The organism is Pseudomonas sp. LFM046 (assembly GCF_000949385.2).
GTDB lineage: Bacteria > Pseudomonadota > Gammaproteobacteria > Pseudomonadales > Pseudomonadaceae > Metapseudomonas.
The window spans coordinates 1,742,458-1,759,511 of the sequence record NZ_JYKO02000001.1 but is presented as its reverse complement, the minus strand read 5'-3'; the positions used below and the strand labels follow the sequence as shown (position 1 = coordinate 1,759,511).

At 65.2% G+C, this 17,054-nt stretch carries 6 protein-coding genes; 3 read left to right on the top strand and 3 right to left on the bottom strand.

Annotation, left to right across the window (positions count from 1 at the left end; all coding sequences use genetic code 11):
- Nucleotides 1–58: 58 nt before the first annotated feature.
- Entirely contained in the window at nucleotides 59–397 is a 339-nt protein-coding gene (locus TQ98_RS08215) for a hypothetical protein (protein ID WP_044874861.1), read from the bottom strand.
- Nucleotides 398–471: 74 nt separating this feature from the next.
- A complete protein-coding gene (locus tag TQ98_RS08210; RefSeq protein WP_103102910.1) occupies nucleotides 472–10,587 on the bottom strand; it encodes a retention module-containing protein in 10,116 nt (3,371 codons plus the stop codon).
- 466 nt (nucleotides 10,588–11,053) lie between these two features.
- Here TQ98_RS08210 and TQ98_RS08205 point away from each other — a divergent pair, with 466 nt between their 5' ends.
- Genes TQ98_RS08205 through TQ98_RS08195 form a run of 3 tightly spaced genes read left to right on the top strand, consistent with a single transcriptional unit; the run spans nucleotide 11,054 to nucleotide 15,955 of the window.
- On the top strand, nucleotides 11,054–12,409 hold the full coding sequence (locus tag TQ98_RS08205; protein WP_044874859.1) for a TolC family outer membrane protein: 1,356 nt from the start codon (nucleotides 11,054–11,056) through the stop codon (nucleotides 12,407–12,409).
- 22 nt (nucleotides 12,410–12,431) lie between these two features.
- Nucleotides 12,432–14,591 carry a type I secretion system permease/ATPase gene (locus TQ98_RS08200; protein ID WP_044874858.1) on the top strand — a complete coding sequence of 720 codons (2,160 nt, stop codon included), beginning with the start codon at nucleotides 12,432–12,434 and terminating at the stop codon, nucleotides 14,589–14,591.
- 11 nt (nucleotides 14,592–14,602) lie between these two features.
- Nucleotides 14,603–15,955, top strand: a complete 1,353-nt coding sequence (locus tag TQ98_RS08195; protein ID WP_044874857.1) for an HlyD family type I secretion periplasmic adaptor subunit — start codon at nucleotides 14,603–14,605, stop codon at nucleotides 15,953–15,955.
- 386 nt (nucleotides 15,956–16,341) lie between these two features.
- Here TQ98_RS08195 and TQ98_RS08190 read toward each other — a convergent pair whose 3' ends face one another.
- On the bottom strand, nucleotides 16,342–16,938 hold the full coding sequence (locus tag TQ98_RS08190; protein ID WP_044874856.1) for a DTW domain-containing protein: 597 nt from the start codon (nucleotides 16,936–16,938) through the stop codon (nucleotides 16,342–16,344).
- Nucleotides 16,939–17,054: the final 116 nt, after the last annotated feature.

The window sequence follows — 17,054 nt, the reverse complement described above, 5'->3', positions numbered from 1 at the left end:
TCCCCGGCAGGACATTGACCGGCACGGCCACGCTCATGCCGGAGCGAAGCGAACAGATTCAGTACGGCAGCCGCGACTCATCCGTGACCAGGCCATCCAGGTCACCCACCTTGGCGCGGGTGACGGCACGGTGCTGAAGCTTGTTGCGGGCGGCACCCGGCAGGTCGGTGTAGTTCATCACCCCCTTGCTCACCAGCACCTGAACCAGATCCTCGATCACTCGAATCAGCTCCAGGTCTGAATGCTGCAACGACATCAGGTGGTCATGGAGGCTGCGGCTGGCAAACCAGGTCCGCACCTCCGGGTCGTTGGAAGACATGCTCTGGGTCATGCTCTCGAAGGGTTCGTGCTCCACCCGCAGAACCCTGCCTTTCTCGTCGCGTTGCACATAAACCATGGTTCCCTCCCTCCCCTCTCCTATCTGGCGCCAGGCCCGCTCCCAAGGAGGAGCGGGCCGTCTCGCAGCTTTCGCTAGGCGTCCACTTTCAAAGTACCGTCATTGAGCATATGCGTGATCACCGAGGCCGTGTCCGGCGCCGAATAGGCGGCCTGCAGGTTCACCCCTTCCAGGACGACACTCTGCCCGGTTCCCCCCGGATTGGCGGTCGAGTTGCTGTCCACCGTGATGGTGGTGTTGGTGCCGAACGACATCGTCAGGAAATCGTCCAGACTGCCCGCATTGCTGTGTTCACCGGTCAGCAGCTGCGACAGGTCCAGCTTGTCCACACCCGGCGTGAAGTCGGTGATGGTGGTGGTGCCCGTGTCGCCCAGCAGCCACTTGAAGGTGTCCGCCCCGGCACCGCCGGTCAGGTGGTCAGAGCCGCCATTACCCACAAGCAGGTTGTCGTTGCTGTTGCCGATCAGTGTGTCATCCAGCCCCGAACCCTTCAGGTTCTCGATATTCACCAACGTATCCAAACCGGCGCCGACGGTGTTCTGCTGGCCAAGCAGCGAGAGGTTGACCGTGACACCCGCCGTGGCCCCTTCGTAGGACGCGGTGTCGATGCCCGCGCCGCCATCCAGCGTGTCGTTCCCCAATCCGCCCACCAGCACATCGTTCCCTCCATTGCCCTGGAGGGTGTCATTGCCGGTGGTGCCATGGATCACGTCGGCGGTGGCGGTGCCGATGAAGGTGCTGCCCGCCTCCATCGTCACATGCAGCACCTGGGTCGGCGCCGTATCGCCGTCGGCATCGCGAACGCCTACCTGGAAGTCCAGATCGGTGTCCACCGTGTTGCTCTCGGTGGTGATGAAACCGATATCCGACACCTTGATGACATCGTTATCCGTCTCACCGGCCGTGAAGCTGATGCCATTGGAAACATCCGAGGCGCCACTCTCACCGAGTCCCGAGTTGAAGTTGATGGCGCTGGAGGTGGTGATGCCCTCGACGCTGGTGAGAATCTGCGCGCCGTAGATCTGCCAGTTCTCTCCGGGGGCGTTGAAGTCGTTGCCCTCGATGATGATGGCCCCGTCATTGTTGTCCAGGGTGATGCCATAGGCGGCCAGCGCCACGCTGTTGGCGGTGATGATGTCTGCGCTGTTCACCACCAGTGCCCGGGTGGTCGGGACCCCACCGGGGCCGATCAGCTTGAGCACCACCACGATGTCCTCGGTATTACCGATATTGTCGAACTTGAGGAACATCCCGGCGGCACGGGCATCGGGCGTGACGCCCAGCGCGCCCTTGGGATCGGAGGTGTAGAAGTTGAGGTCCAGCACCTCACCCTTGCCAATGGTGTCGCCGCCCACGCCGTTGGCCGTGTTGCTCACGCTGACCCAGGAAGGCGACTGGCTGAACAGCTCACCGTCGCTGAACTCCGTGGGGTCGACGTTGCCGGCGCGGAGATTGTTGTTACCGGTACCGCCGCCGGGTTCGGCAGAGCTGGTGTACTGGACGAAGAAGTCGTTATCCAGTTTCACCACCGACACATCCGGCTGGCTACTGTCCGGCACCGTACCGTTCGCCTCGTAGCCGGTAATGCTGATCGAGTTGCTGGTCTGGAAGATGGTGAAACTCTGGATGGGCTGGTCCAGCGACACCGAGTAGGTGCCGTTGACCTTGTCGAACACCAGGGTGCCATTGGCCTCTGCCAGCGTGTTGGGGTTGGCCGGATTGGGGGCATAGCTGAAGGTGATGTCGAAGGTCGCCGTGGTCGCGGACTCCGATACCCAGATCACCGAAGACGCCGAGATCGCGTTCCCACCCACGCTGCCGCTGAGGCCGATCGGCGTGAAGTCCGAGTCGGAGGCCGAGTACGGCCCGCTGCCCCGGGTATCGGCACCGGTGCTGTAGAGGAATATCCCCGTCCCGCCGCCCGGATTGGCGCCGTTGGAGTAGACGAGGTTGGAGGCCGCGACGATCGCCGGCACATCATCCTCGACCTGGATCAGCAGGTCCCCCGCCAGTGGCAAGTTGCCCGAGCCATTGCTGGCCTGCAGCGCGCCAGTGAGGTTCAGGGTGAGGAGCTGTTCGTCGTTGCCCACGCCAGCGGGGTGATCCAGCGGGCCGAGCAGGGTGAAGGTGTAATTGCCGTTGCTTTCCACCTTCAGGGTGAAGACGGTATCGCTGCCGGCCTTGGCCACCAGGGTATCGCCCTCCCGCGTATAGGTGACCGTCACCCCGTCCGAGGTGAGCGCCGGCATGGCCAGCGGCGTCGCGGCGATGCCGAACTGTGGCGCCGCAGGCGTACCCACCAGAAGCTCGCCGAGACTGCCGCTCACCACGGTGGTCTGGGCATCGCCATCGGTGATACCGCCTGGCAGTTCATCCTCATCCACGCTGCCGATGACCGGCGAGGAATCCTCGATGCTGATGGTCAGCGTCGTGGTGCTGAAATCACCGTCCGCATCCCGGATCGTGTAGGTGAAGGTGTCCACCGCGTCCTGAGTGACGCTGGCGCCGTTGCTGGCGTAGGTGTAGCTGCCGTCGGCATGCAGCGTCAGGGTGCCCAGGGCCGTGCTGATCGCCACGCCCACGCCGCTCAGCACCGGGGTGCTGGTATCCCCGCCAACCCGCACGCCCACCACACCCGTGGTGGGGGTAGTCGGGCCATCGGCGCCGAACACGTCGGCCACCGAACCGGCTCCGGCGCCCGTGACCACGTTACCGTTGACGCTGGCGCCTTCGACGACCAGGGCAGTATCGGCATGGGCCTCGGGCACGTCGTCGGTAATGTCGACGGTCAGGGTGCCGGTCCCCGTGTTGCCATTGGCGTCCGTCACCTGGAAGGTGAACGTCTCGGTGAACTGCACGTTGTTGCCGTTATTGCCCGGGTTCACCTTGGGTGCCGAGGTCAGGGTGTACTGGTAGTGGCCATTGCTGTCGACAGTCAGTGTCCCGTACTGCCCTGCGCCATTGGCCAGGCTGAAGCTGTACGGCCCTGAGCCGCCGTTGCCCTGCAGGTTGCCCTGGGCAATTTCGTCATTGCTGCCCGGGTCGCTGCCGAAGCTCAGGGCGGCCTCGCGCACGCCCTGGTCGGAACCGGCCTGCACACTACCGGTCACCGTGACGTTGGCCACGTTGATGGTCAGCGTGGTGGTGCTGAGATCGCCGTCGGCGTCGCGGATCGTGTAGGTGAAGGTGTCCACCGCGCCCTGGGTGACGCTGTCGTCGTTGCTGACGTAGGTGTAGCTGCCGTCGGCATGCAGCGTCAGGGTGCCCAGGGCCGTGTTGATCGCCACGCCCACGTTGCCCGACGCCGGAGTGGCGGTATTTCCACCGACCCGCACGCCCACCACACCCGTGGTGGGGGTCGGCCGGCCATCAGCGCCGAACACGTCGGCCACCGAACCCGCCCCGGCGCCGGTGACCACGTTGCCGTTGACACTGGTGCCTTCCGTGACCGAGGCGGTGTCGGCACGGGCCTCGGGCACATCGTCGGTAATGTCGACGGTCAGGGTGCCGGTCCCTGTGTTGCCATTGGCGTCGGTCACCTGGAAGGTGAACGTCTCGGTGAACTGCAGGTTGTTGCCGTTATCGCCCGGGTTCACCTTGGGTGCCGAGGTCAGCGTGTACTGGTAGTGGCCATCGCTGTCGACGGTCAGCGTCCCGTACTGCCCGGCGCCATTGGCCAGGCTGAAGCTGTACGGCCCGGAGCCGCCGTTGCCCTGCAGGTTGCCCTCGGCAATCTCGTCATTGCTGCCCGGGTCGCTGCCGAAGCTCAGGGCGGCCTCGCGTACCCCTTGGTCGGAACCGGCCTCCACGCTGCCGGTTACCGTGACGTTGGCCACGTTGATGGTCAGCGTGGTGGTGCTGAGATCACCGTCGGCGTCGCGGATCGTGTAGGTGAAGGTGTCCACCGCGCCCTGGGTGACGCTGTCGTCATTGCTGACGTAGGTGTAGCTGCCGTCGGCATGCAGCGTCAGGGTGCCCAGGGCCGTGTTGATCGCCACGCCCACGTTGCCCGACGCCGGAGTGGCGGTATTTCCACCGACCCGCACGCCCACCACACCGATCGAGGCCGGCGGAGCGTTATCAGCGCCGAAGACGTCAGCCACCGAACCGGCTCCGACGCCGGTGACCACGTTGCCATTGACACTGGTGCCTTCCGTGACCGAGGCGGTGTCGGCCTTGGCCTGCGGCACATCGTCGACGATCTCGATGCTCACCGAGCCTGACACCGGCGGCGCTGTCCCATCGCTCACGGTGATCTGGAAGCCGTCGGTTTCCGGACCCGCACCATCGGTGGTAGCCCCGGTCAGCGTGTAGCTGAAGCTGTAGGTGCCGTTGTTATAGCCGGTGATCTCCACCGTGCCGTGGGCGGTGTTGAAGGTCTCGCCCACCAGACTGGCGAAGCCGCTGGTGGTGAGATCAACAGTCGCCAGGCTGCCAACCTTGAGGGAAACCAGATCGTCCAGCCCGTCCGCATCGGCGACGGTGAAGCTGCCGCTGACCACGTTGCTGCCGTCCCCGGCGCTGCTGCCATTCGGCAAGCCCTTCTCGTACACCAGAGCCCGATCGCCCTCGGCATCCGGGGAGCTGACCGTCACCGAGGGGCCGTCATTGCTGCCATTGATGGTGATGGTCAGGGTGGAGTCGCTGGGATCATTGTCGCCGTCGTGCATGGTGTAGGCGTACTGCAGCGTCACCACCTGCCCATCGTCCAGCGACTGTACGGCCGACGCGCCGTTGGCCAGGGTGAAGCTGTAGCTGCCATTGGCGCCCAGGGTCACCTGTCCATAGGGGGTATTCACCAGCAGGCTGCCATTCGGGCCAGGGGTGGCGTCTGCGACGCCATTCCAGCTGGTGAACGCTTTCGGCAGGTCCGCCCCGCTCACGTCATTGCCCAGCACGTTGCCATTGACGCTGGAGGGGCTGCCGTCTTCGGTCAGGCTGCGGCTGTCCGCCTGGGCCTGCGGCAGGTCATCGATGATTTCGATGCTGACGTTGACCGAGTCACTGCCCGTCCCGTCGCTCACGGTGATCTGGAAGCCATCGGTCTCCAGCCCCGCACCATCGGTGGTGGCCTCGGTCAGGGTGTAGCTGAAACCGAAAGTGCCGCTGCCGTTGTACGAGGTGATTTCCACCGTGCCATGGTCAGTTGTGAAGATCTCACCCACCAGGCTGTTGAGGCTGCGGCTGGTCAGGTCAAAGCTCAGGCCGTCAAAGCTGATGGACGTCAGGTCGTTCAGCCCATCCGAATCGGCAACGGTAAAGATACCGTGGACCACGGTGCTGCCATCGCCAGCGCTGCTGCCGTCCGGTTCCAGCCCTTTTTCGTACACCTTGGCCAGGCCACCTTCGGCGTCCGGGAAGCTGGCCTCCACCGTGGGGCCGTCGTTGCTGCCGATGATGGTGATGGTCAGCGTGGAACTGCTGGGATCATTGTCGGCGTCGTGCATGGTGTAGGCGTAGTGCAGCGACACTTCCTGCCCTTCATTCAGCGCGTTCACCGCCGCCGCACTGTTGTCCAGGGCAAAGCTGTAGCTGCCATCGGCGTTCAGGGTCACCTGCCCGTACGCGGTATTCACCAACAGGCTGCCATTCGGGCCGGGGATAGCACCGGCCACACCGTTCCAGCTGGAGAAGGCCGCCGGCTGGTCCGCCCCGCCCACGTCGTTGTCCAGCACATTGCCGCTGACGGTGGAGGGAACAGCGTCTTCGGTCACGCTCTGGCTGTCCGAATGGGCCTGCGGCACATCGTCGACGATCTCGATGCTCACCGAGGCCGATACCGGCGGCGCCGTCCCGTCGCTCACGGTGATCTGGAAGCCGTCGGTTTCCGGACCCGCGCCATCGGTGGTGGCCTCGGTCAGGGTGTAGCTGAAGCTGTAGGTGCCGTTGCTATAGCCGGTGATCGCCACCGTGCCATGAGCAGTGTTGAAGCTCTGGCCCACCAGGTCGGCAAACGCGCCTCCGCCAGCGAGGTTCAGGGTCAGGCTGCCGACGTTGAGGGAAGCCAGGTCATCCAGGCCATCCTTGTCACCGACACTGAAGGTGCCGGTCGTCTCGGTGCTGCCGTCCCCGGCACTGCTGCCGTCCGGCGACAGGCCTTTCTCGAACACCTGGGCCAACCCGCCCTGGCCGTTGGGGGAACTGACGGTCACCGTGGGAACGTCATTGCTGCCATTGATGGTGATGGTCAGCGTGGAACTGCTGGGATCATTGTCGGCGTCGTGCATGGTGTAGGCGTACTGCAGTGTCACCACCTGCCCGTCGTCCAGCGCGTCCACCGCCGCCGAACCGTTGGCCAGGGTGAAGCTGTAGCTGCCGTTGGCGTTCAGGGTTACCTGCCCATAGGCGGTATTCACCAGCAGGCTGCCGTTCGGGCCGGGGGTTGCGCCGACCACGCCGTTCCAGCTGCTGAAGGCCGCCGGCTGGTCCGCCCCGCCGACATCGTTGTTCAGCACATTGCCGCTGACGGTGGAGGGGGCAGCGTCTTCGGTCACGCTCTGGCTGTCTGCGTTGGCCTGCGGCACATCGTCGACGATCTCGATGCTCACCGAGGCCGACACCGGCGGAGCCAGGCCGTCGCTCACGGTGATCTGGAAGCCGTCGGTTTCCAGCCCCACACCATCGGTGGTGGCCTCGGTCAGGGTGTAGCTGAAGCTGTAGGTGCCATTGCTATAGCCGGTGATCGCCACCGTGCCGTGGGCGGTGTTGAAGCTCTGGCCCACCAGGTCGGCAAACGCGCCTCCACCAGCGAGGTTCAGGGTCAGGCTGCCAACCGTCAGGCTCTTCAGATCGCCCAGCCCGTCCGGGTCACCGACACTGAAGGTGCCGGTCGTCACGGTACTGCCGTCCCCGGCGCTGCTGCCGTCCGGCGACAGGCCCTTCTCGAACACCTGGGCCAGGCCGCCCTCGCCATTGGGGGAACTGACGGTCACCGTGGGGGTGTCATTGCTGCCATTGATGGTGATGGTCAGCGTGGAGTCAGAGGGATCACTGTCGGCGTCATGCATGGTGTAGGCGTACTGCAGCGTCACCACCTGCCCATCGTTCAGCGCGTCCACCGCCGCCGAACCATTGGCCAGGGTGAAGCTGTAGCTGCCATCGGCGTTCAGGGTCACCTGCCCGTACGCGGTATTCACCAGCAGGCTGCCATTCGGGCCAGGGGTGGCGTCTGCGACGCCGTTCCAACTGGTAAAGGCCTTCGGTTGGTCCGCCCCGCCGACATCGTTGTTCAGCACATTGCCGCTGACGGTGGAGGGGGCAACGTCTTCGGTCACGCTCTGGCTGTCCGCCTGGGCCTGCGGCACATCGTCGACGATCTCGATGCTCACCGAAGCCGACACCGGCGGAGCCAGACCGTCGCTCACGGTGATCTGGAAGCCGTCGGTTTCCAGACCCGCGCCATCGGTGGTGGCCCCGGTCAGGGTGTAGCTGAAGCTGTAGGTGCCGTTGCTATAGCCGGTGATCGCCACCGTGCCGTGAGCAGTGTTGAAGCTCTGGCCCACCAGGTCGGCAAACGCACCTCCGCCAGCGAGGTTCAGGGTCAGGCTGCCAACCGTCAGGCTCTTCAGGTCGCCCAAGCCGTCCTTGTCACCGACACTGAAAGTGCCAGTCGTCACGGTGCTGCCGTCCCCGGCGCTGCTGCCGTCCGGCGCCAGGCCCTTCTCGAACACCTGGGCCAGCCCGCCCTCACCATTGGGGGAACTGACGGTCACCGTGGGAACGTCATTGCTGCCATTGATGGTGATGGTCAGCGCGGAATTGCTGGGATCACTGTCAGCGTCGTGCATGGTGTAGGCGTACTGCAGTGTTACCACCTGCCCATCGACCAGCGCGTCCACCGCCGCCGAACCGTTGGCCAGGGTGAAGCTGTAGCTGCCATCGGCGTTCAGGGTCACCTGCCCGTACGCGGTATTCACCAACAGGCTGCCATTCGGGCCGGGGGTTGCGCCGACCACGCCGTTCCAACTGGTGAAGGCCGCCGGCTGGTCCGCCCCACCCACATCGTTGCCCAGCACATTGCCGCTGACGGTGGAAGGGGCAACGTCTTCGGTCACGCTCTGGCTGTCCGCCAGGGCCTGCGGCACATCGTCGACGATTTCGATACTTACCGAGCCCGACACCGGCGGAGCCGTCCCATCGCTCACGGTGATCTGGAAGCCGTCGGTTTCCAGACCCGCGCCATCGGTGGTGGCCTCGGTCAGGGTGTAGCTGAAGCTGTAGGTGCCGTTGCTATAGCCGGTGATCGCCACCGTGCCATGAGCGGTGTTGAAGCTCTGGCCCACCAGGTCGGCAAACGCGCCTCCGCCAGCGAGGTTCAGGGTCAGGCTGCCAACCGTCAGGCTCTTCAGGTCGCCCAGCCCGTCGGCGTCTCCGACACTGAAGGTGCCGGTCGCCACGGTGCTGCCGTCCCCGGCGCTGCTGCCGTCCGGCGCCAGGCCTTTCTCGAACACCTGGGCCAGGCCGCCCTCGCCGTTGGGGGAACTGACGGTCACCGTGGGAACGTCATTGCTGCCATTGATGGTGATGGTCAGCGTGGAGTCAGAAAGGTCACCGTCGGCGTCATGCATGGTGTAGGCGTACTGCAGCGTCACCACCTGCCCGTCGTCCAGCGCCTCCACCGCGGCCGAACCGTTGGCCAGGGTGAAGCTGTAGCTGCCATCGGCATTCAGGGTCACCTGCCCATAGGCGGTGTTCACCAGCAGGCTGCCATTCGGGCCGGGGGCGGCGTCTGCGACGCCATTCCAACTGGTGAGGGCCTTCGGCTGGTCCGCGCCGCCCACATCGTTGCCCAGCACATTGCCGCTGACGGTGGAAGGGGTACCGTTCTCGGTCAGGCTCTGGCTATCCGGATTGGCCTGCGGCACGTCATCGACGATTTCAATGCGGATATTGGTCGTTACGGGCAGACCCAGGCCATCACTCAGACTGAGGAGGAAACTATCCGCCTCCGCACCGGCGGGGAGGTCGGTGATGGGGCGGGTCAGCGTGTAACTGAAGCTGAAGGTGCCTGTATCGGGATCGAACCCGGTGATCTGCACCCGGCCGAACGCCGCATCAAAGCCCCGCCCGATAAGGCTTGCCAGTGGATGTGCCGAGTCGATTTGCAGGCCCAGGCCACCCACGGCCAGGCTCTTCAGCGTATCCAGCCCGTCCGGGTCGGCAATCTTGAAGGTGCCGTGCACCACGTTGCTGCCATCGCCAGCGCTGGAACCGTCGGGTAGGCCGCGTTCGAACACCTGAACCACGCCGCCCTCGGCATCCGGGAAGTTGACCTCAATGGTGGGAATGTCGTTCTGACCGATGATGGTGATGGTCAGCGACGCCGAGCTCTGGTCGCCGTTGCCGTCCCGGATGGTGTAACCAAAGTTGAGATCGACCCGCTCGCCTTCCGCCAGCCCCTCGACCGCTGTCGTACCGTTGGCCAGCTCGAAGCTGTAGGTGCCGTCCGGGTTCAGCGTCACCTGGCCATAGGGCGTCGTCACCAACAGGCTGCCGTTGGGGCCTGCGGTAGAACCGGTGGCCTGCCACGACACGAACTCGGTGGGCACGTCCGGACCGCCATCATCATTGTCCAGCACATTGCCCTGTATGCCGTCGCTGCCCTCCTGGATCGTCTGGGCATCGTCCCGCGCCAGCGGCACGCCATTAATGGGTGCCGGTTCTTCGGCAGGTGCGGCCACCTCGGGTGCGGGGAATTCCGGCACGAAGCCGATGGGGCCGGTGGGGAAACCGATGTTGGGATCAACCCGGCCGGCAGTCTCGCCCAGCAGCACGAAGGAGTGGCCGCCGCCCGCATTGCCGCCGCCCGCGCCGCCACCTGCGCCCGGCCCGGCTGCGGTCGCTTCGCCAATCTGGCTCGGGTCGGCGCCCGCCTGGATCGCGGCCTGCAGCTTCTCGACGTCGGTGAGGTCCTGCTGACTGGGGGCAGCCGGCGCGTGGTCCGCGCTGGACTGTGCAGCGCCTGAGTCGCCAGCCAGCATGGCAGTGTTGAGCGGCACGCTGCTGTCGCGTCCGAGCACCAGCTCCTGGCCGTTGGCCAGGGCCACGGCCACTGCACCGTTGTCGCCCGTGACCAGTTGCTCGCCTGCGAATACCCGGTCGCCTTCGGTAAGCATGCGGCGTGAGCCGTCCGCGCCCACCGCAAAGACTTCACCCACGACCTGCCGCACGACCCCGATTGATCTTGCCATGATCCTTCCTCCCGCACTGCGTGCTGTCAGCCGGACAGCGCCAGTCCCAGTCAATGAGGGTCACAGCACGTCCGGACCGAACCACGGGTACGAAAAGAAGCATCGAAAGGGCGAAGAACAGCGCCACAGAAATCACGCAGTCAATAAATCGTCACGCGATCCGGCGCCGAACCACTTCTCCGGTTTAACCCCGCCCCTGAAGTCTCTTGATTTGTGCTTGACCACAGTACGCATTCGCACGCGTGAGCCACGAGCCCCAAAACGCGCGAAGTGCTGGCAAAAAGATGTCTTGGAAATCCGACGGCTGCATAAGAATTTTTCCTGCTAAGCCTTGTTCCGATTTTTTCTTAGCCCGCGCAAAAGTTGTTCTTAGCTCTGATGTTACAGGCCTGAAACGGTTGGATAGGGAATTCCGCCAGATTAATGGCGCCAGGAATCAGAACTCTGACATGGAGAACGACTAGAAATGCGCACTTCCACCCCCCTGCTGTCTGGCTTCCTGCTGGCGCTGACGGCCACGCAAATCCAGGCGATGACGTTGACTGACGCCATCCAGAGCACCCTGGACAAACACCCCGAACTCCTGGCCAGCGGCCAGAATCGGCTCGTCGCCGACGAAGAGGCGAAAGTCGCCAAAGGGGGATACCTGCCGACCGTCGACCTGATAGCCGGTGCGGGTCGCGAGGGGACCGACAGCCCGACTACCCGGGCACTCGGCGATCACAACAAGGAAACCCTCAACTTCCGCGACTCCGAACTGCGCCTGCGGCAGATGCTCTTCGACGGCTTCAACACGCCCAACGAAGTGGAACGCACCAAGGCCGTGGTCAACTCCCGCGCCTACTTCACCCTGGGCACCGCCGAAAGCCTGGCGCTGCGCACCGTGGAGGTCTACCTGGACGTGCTCAAGCGCCGTGAAATGGTGGCGCTGGCCAAGAACAACCTGATGGCCCACGAACGCATCCATGACCAGATTGGTCTGCGCAGCCAACGAGGTGTGGGCAGCACCGCCGACCTCGACCAGGCCGAAGCACGCCTGGCCCTGGCGCGGAACAACCTCTACACGGAAGAAGTGAACCTGGCCGACGCCGAAGCCAATTTCATCAGCGCCGTCGGCATCCCCGCTGACGAGCTGGTGGCGCCCTCCACCATCAAGGGTGAGATGCCCGCCGACCTGGCCGCCGCGCGCCAGGGCGTGATGGACACCAACCCCCTGCTGAAATCGGCCCAGGCGGACGTGCATGCCGCCGAAAGCCAGTACGAATCCGCCAAGGCGCCTTTCTACCCACGCTTTGACGCCGAACTGGCCACCACCGCCGACAATGACATCGGGGGTGAGGAAGGCCACAACAACACGTGGCGGGCCGGCGTGGTGATGAATTACAACCTGTTCAACGGCCTGCGCGACAAGGCCCGGCTGCAGGCCGCCGCCTATGAAATCAACCAGTCCATGGACATCCGCAACAACGCGCTGCGGGTACTCAACGAGAACCTCAACCTGGCCTGGAACGCCATGGAGAACGCCCGCAAGCAGACGCCGGAAGCCCGCGCCTACGCCGACTACACCGCCCGCGTCCGCGAGGCCTACCAGCAGCAGTTCGGCCTCGGCCAGCGCACCCTGCTGGACCTGCTGGACAGCGAGAACGAACTCTTCACCGCCAACCGCCGCTACGTGGACGTGCGCTACACCGAAGAGTTCTCCATGTACCGAGTGCTCTCCGCCATGGGCGACCTGCTGCGCCATCAGAATGTCGTCGTTCCCGCCGAAGCCGTCGCTGTCACCGAAGTGAAGAGCGAGGCCAAGCTGCCGGACATGAAGTGAGCCAAGGTGGGAGACCGTAACCATGACCACCATGGAGCGGGCTGACAAACCGCGAGACCCGCGCCAGGGTCATGACGACCCGCTGCTGGACGGGCTGCTGATCCTCTGCCGCCTGCACGGTCGCCCCGCCAGCCGGGCGAGCCTGAGCAGCGGCCTGCCGCTGCCCGGCCAGCGGCTGTCCGCTGAGCTGCTGCCCCGCGCGGCGGCTCGCGCCGGTCTCCAGGGCCGCCTGCTGCGCCGCGAGCTGGACGCCATCTCCCCCCTCAACCTGCCCCTGCTGCTGCTCCTCAAGGGCGGCCGCAGCGCAGTGCTGACCCAGCTCGATGGCAAGGGCCGCGCACTGATCCTGCCGTGCGAGGCGGATGGCGGCGAACAATGGGTGCCCCGTGAAATGCTGGCCCTGGAGTACAGCGGCCAGGCCTTGTTCGCCCGCCCGCGCCACGAACTGGAGGACGCCCACAGCCCCCTGGTGCCCAGGGTGCAATCCTGGTTCCGCGACACGCTCTCGCTGTCCCGCTGGCTCTACGCCGACGCCATGCTGGCCAGCCTGCTGATCAACCTGCTGGGCATGATGGTGCCGATCTTCGTCATGCAGACCTACGACCGCGTGGTGCCCAACCAGGCCACCTCCACGCTCTGGGTGCTGACCATCGGCCTGCTCATCGGCACGGGCTTCGACCTGCTGCTGCGCGTGCTGCGCGCCAACCTGCTGGACAACGCCGGGAAAAAGACCGACGTCGTACTCTCGGCCACCCTATTCGAGCGCATTACCGGCATGTCGCTCAAGGCGCGGCCCGCCACCATCGGCGGCTTCGCCCAGAGCATCCACGACTTCCAGGGCCTGCGGGAATTCCTCACCGCCGTCACCCTCACCAGCCTGATCGACCTGCCGTTCTCCGTGATCATGCTGCTGGTGATCGGCCTGCTGGGGGGCTGGTTGGTGGTGATCCCGATCCTCGCCTTCCCCATCACCGCGATCTTCGCCTTCATCATCCAGGCGCGCCTGCGGGACACGGTGCAGCGCAGCCTGGCCCTCGGTGCCGAACGCCAGGCACTTTTGATCGAGACCCTGTCCGGCCTGGAAACCCTCAAGGCCTGTGGCGCCGAAAGCGAGCGCCAGCACCGTTGGGAACGCACCCACGGCGCCCTCACCCGCCTCGACAGCCACGCCCGCTTCCTCTCGGCCCTGGCCACCAACGGCACCATGTTCATGCAGCAATTCGCCGGCCTGAGCATGATCGTCTGCGGCGTCTACAGCATCATCGCCGGCGACCTCAGCGTCGGCGCCCTGGTCGCCTCCTACATGCTCAACAGCCGGGTGCTTTCGCCCCTGGGGCAGATCGCCGGCCTCATCACCCGCTACCAGCAAGCGCGGCTGACCATGAAATCCACCGACGCCCTGATGGCCCTGCCCCAGGAGCGCGAAGCGGGTCAGCAGCCCCTGGAACACCAGTCGTTCAAGGGCAACCTGGAAGTGCGCCAGGTGGAATTCCGCTACCCGGGGCAGAACGCACCGGCCCTGAACAAAGTCAGCCTGCGCGTGACGGCCGGCGAGCGGGTTGGCGTCATCGGCCGCAGCGGCTCGGGCAAGAGCACCCTGGCGCGGCTGATCCTCGGTTTCTACGCACCGGACCAGGGCCAGCTCCTGCTGGACGGCATCGACCTGCGGCAGACCGACATCGGCGACCTGCGCCAGCAAATCGGCTACGTCAGCCATGACCTGCCGCTGCTGGCCGGCAGCCTGCGGGACAACCTGACCCTGGGCGCGCGCTACGTCAGTGACGAACGCATGCTGGAGGTGGCGGAAATGACCGGCGTCGCCGACCTCGCCCGCCAGCACCCGCAAGGCTACGACCGCCCGGTGGGCGAGCGCGGCCAGCTGCTCTCCAGCGGCCAGCGCCAGGCGGTGCTGCTGGCCCGCGCACTGCTGCTGGACCCGACGCTGCTGGTGCTCGACGAACCCACCAGCGCCATGGACAACAGCAGCGAGGAGCAACTGCGCCAACGCCTCGCCAACTGGTCGGCGGGCAAGACCCTGATCCTCATCACCCACCGCAGTTCGATGCTCGCGCTGGTGGATCGTCTGGTGGTGATGGACAACGGCCAGATCGTCGCCGACGGGCCGAAAGACACCGTCATCGACGCCCTGCGCAAAGGCCGCGTCGGTCAAGGCAATTCTTGAGGAGACCGGCCATGGCCCGCGCAGAAGCCCCCAACCCCTATTTCGGGCACGGCCCCAGCGCCGACACCGAGTTCATGCCCGAAGTGGCCGGCGCCATGGCCGAGGATTCGCCACGGGCCACCCGCATCACCGTCTGGGTCGCCTGCACCCTGCTGCTGGTCGCGCTGGTCTGGGCGCATTTCGCGGTGCTGGAAGAAGTCACCATGGGCGAAGGCAAGGCCATCCCCTCCAGCAAGGTCCAGGTCATCCAGAACCTGGAGGGCGGCATCGTCTCGGAAATCCTCGTGCGCGAGGGGCAGGTGGTGGACAAGGGCGCGGTGCTGCTGCGCCTGGACGACACGCGCTTCCGCTCCAACAAGGGTGAGACCGAAGCCGACCGGCTGGCGCTGGTGGCCCGCGTCGAGCGCCTGTCCGCCGAGGCCGAAGGCCGGGAGATGAACCTGCCCGAGGAAATCACCCGCGAAGCGCCGCAACTGGCCGAAGACGAGAAATCCCTCTACGGCGCCCGCATGCAACGCCTGGACAGTGAGCAGCACATCCTCAGTGAGCAGCTGCGGCAGAAGTCGCAGGAACTGGCCGAGTTCCGCTCCAAGAGCCAGCAGTACCGCTCCAGCCTGGGGCTGATCCAGCAGGAGCTGAACATGTCCCAGCCGCTGGTGAAGGCCGGCGCCATTTCCCAGGTGGAAATCCTCCGCCTGCAACGCAGCGCCGTGGAAACCCGGGGTGAGCTGGAAGCCACCAACCTGGCCATCCCCCGCGCCGAGGCGGCCGTGTCGGAAATCGAGCGGAAGATGGAGGAAAGCCGCCTGTCCTTCCGCTCCGACTCCCTCAAGGAACTCAACGAGACACGCACCGAACTGTCGAAGATCACCTCAACCAGCAAGGCCATCGACGACCGCGTCAGCCGCACCACTGTGGTGTCGCCGGTGCACGGGGTGATCAAGCAACTCAAGGTCAACACCATCGGCGGCGTGGTGCAGCCCGGCAGCGACCTGGTGGAAGTGGTGCCCCTTGAGGACAGCCTGCTCATCGAAGCGCGCATCCGCCCGCAGGACGTGGCATTCCTCCATCCGGGGCAGAAGGCGATGGTCAAGTTCACCGCCTACGACTACACCATCTACGGCGGCCTCAAGGCCTCCCTGGAACTGATCAGCGCCGACACCATCACGGACGAGGAAGGCAAGAGCTTCTACCTGATCCAGGTGCGCACTGAGAAGAACCACCTGGGCAAGGACGACCACCCGCTGCTGATCATCCCCGGTATGGTCGCCACCGTGGACATCATCACCGGCGAGAAAAGCGTGCTGGATTACCTGCTCAAACCCGTGCTGAAAGCTCGCCAGGAAGCCATGCGGGAGCGGTAAGGCGGGAATACTCCCGTAGGGTGGAAATCGCTTTTTATTTCCACCGTTCGGTGCCGGGGCTGACGCCAATGGTGGATGAAAAGAGCGTCATCCACCCTACTTCTCAAGGCACACCAGAACACCAGGTGGAAGCGGTAAGGCGCCGCCCCCCGTAGGGTGGAAATCGCTTTTTATTTCCACCGTTCGGTGCCCGGGCTGACGCCGATGGTGGATGAAAAGAGCGTCATCCACCCTACTTCTCAAGGCACACCAGAACACCAGGTGGAAGCGGTAAGGCGCCGCCCCCCGTAGGGTGGAAATCGCTTTTTATTTCCACCAATCGGTGCCCGGGCTGACGCCAATGGTGGATGAAAAGAGCGTCATCCACCCTACGTCCCTATCGCTCGTCATTGGCCGTGGTTCTTCCTGAAGGTCTCCTCCCCCATCGCCTCGATCTGCCCCTGGATCAGCGCCTCGAACGGCCTTAGCAACTCATCGAAACGCGCCGGCGCTTCGAGGATATCCAGCGCCGCGGCGATGGCCTCGATGGTGGACAGCGCCTCCGCCATGGGCGCCTTGCGCAGGCGGTAGCGGGAGGTCAATCCAGCGGGCAAGGTCACCCGGGGCAGAGCCCTGAGCTCACGATTCAGGTGCAGCAGTTTGCGCGCCTTGCGCCAGGTGCCGTCGGGCACCACCAGCAACAGCGGGCGCGGGTCGCTGGCGGCCATATGCACCAGGGATCGGGCCTCCTCGCCCGGAAACAGCAGGCAGGCGCGGTATCGGGGATCGGCCAGGCATTCGCCCAGATCCTCGAAACGCTCGCCCACCCGCAGCTCGGCGTTCTCCAGCCCCAAGGCCGCCAGGCGCGCGGTGTTCAAGGCGTGGTTCACCTCGCTGGGATGCTGCAGCAACAGCACACGGGTGCGGCTCGGCAGATGGGGGATCAGCGGGCACAGGCAGTGGCTTTCGGGGCGCTGGCAGCGCGGGCAGTGTGGGCGGGGCATGGCGAATCTCCTGGGGCGAGCATTCTGCCAGACCCTCCGGCCGCATGCTGTAGGGGCGATTGCAATCGCCAAGCGAACCGCAGGTTCGCCCTGAACCCTGCCTGGGGCGGCTTCGC